Source organism: Streptomyces sp. 8L, from assembly GCF_020176795.1.
Classification (GTDB): domain Bacteria; phylum Actinomycetota; class Actinomycetes; order Streptomycetales; family Streptomycetaceae; genus Streptomyces.
The window spans coordinates 1-1,064 of sequence record NZ_JAIUKE010000911.1 but is presented as its reverse complement, the minus strand read 5'-3'; the positions used below and the strand labels follow the sequence as shown (position 1 = coordinate 1,064).

1 pseudogene is annotated in these 1,064 nt (G+C 67.5%); it reads left to right on the top strand.

Annotated features, from left to right (window positions below):
* Positions 1 to 1,064 (top strand): annotated as a pseudogene (locus LCE31_RS39835) (hypothetical protein); the annotation flags it as partial.

The following is a 1,064-nucleotide window of genomic DNA, read 5'->3' as shown; positions in this document are numbered from 1 at the left end:
CACCGTCACCCCGGCCACCTCCGACCAGCTCTCCCGCCCCCTCACCGACGCCCTCACCGACGCCTTCATCGTCAAACCCGCCATGCTCTTGCAATACGGACAGCTCTTCAGCGGAAAATGCGCCACCGAATACAGCACGACCAAGCTCAGCCAACTCGCCTACGAGCGGGAGATCTCCGACCGCACCGCCTGGGTCAAGAACATCTACGGCCTCACGGACTACATCAGCCCCCAGGGCTCCGTCTCCGGCATCTACGACAGCGAAGTCGACATGGCCGTCCAGTGGGCCACCGACCACTTCGGCCAGCCCCCCATGCAGAAGTTCGAGAAGAACTGCGTCAAGGGCGACGTCACCGCAGCGAAGAAGGCGTCTCTCGACAAGGTCGGCGGCGCCGTCTTCCTGCTCGTCGCCGCCGTCATCGTCTGCGTCCTGATCACCGCGCTCGCCGCCCAGTTCCAAGTCGCCCAATGCCGCATCGCCTGGGACTCCGTACGCGGCGAAGCCACCCTGATCGCCGGCACGATCCCCGGGCCCGGCAGAGCCCTCCTGTGGGAATGGGCCTCCTCGGTCTTCCGCTCCCTGGCCGAAGTCCTCTGGTCGGTCATCGCCCTCGCCGTCTTCATCGTCTTCGTCGTCGCCCTCCTCAACCCGACCACCGCCTGGGGCGACGAGCTGACCATCCGCTTCCTGGTGATCGACATCCTGTGCATCGGCGCCATCGTCAAGCGCAAGAAAATCCAGACGCGCTCACGCGAGATCGCCGGCACCATCCGTACGAGGATGGCCAACTCCCCCTACGGTGGCGCCCACGGAAGCAGCTTCGGCGCGCCCTCGCCCCAGTCCGCCCGCCGGCCCCAAGCGGCCCGCACCACCGCGCGCGCTCTCGTCCGCACCGCGATGATCGGCGTCGCGCTCGCATCCGGCCAGCCCCTCACCGCTGCCGCCTACGCCCTTCCCTCACAGCTCGGGGCGGCGACCCTCATGTCCCTGGCCGAAGTCCTCTGGTCGGTCATCGCCCTCGCCGTCTTCATCGTCTTCGTCGTCGCCCTCCTCAACCCGACCA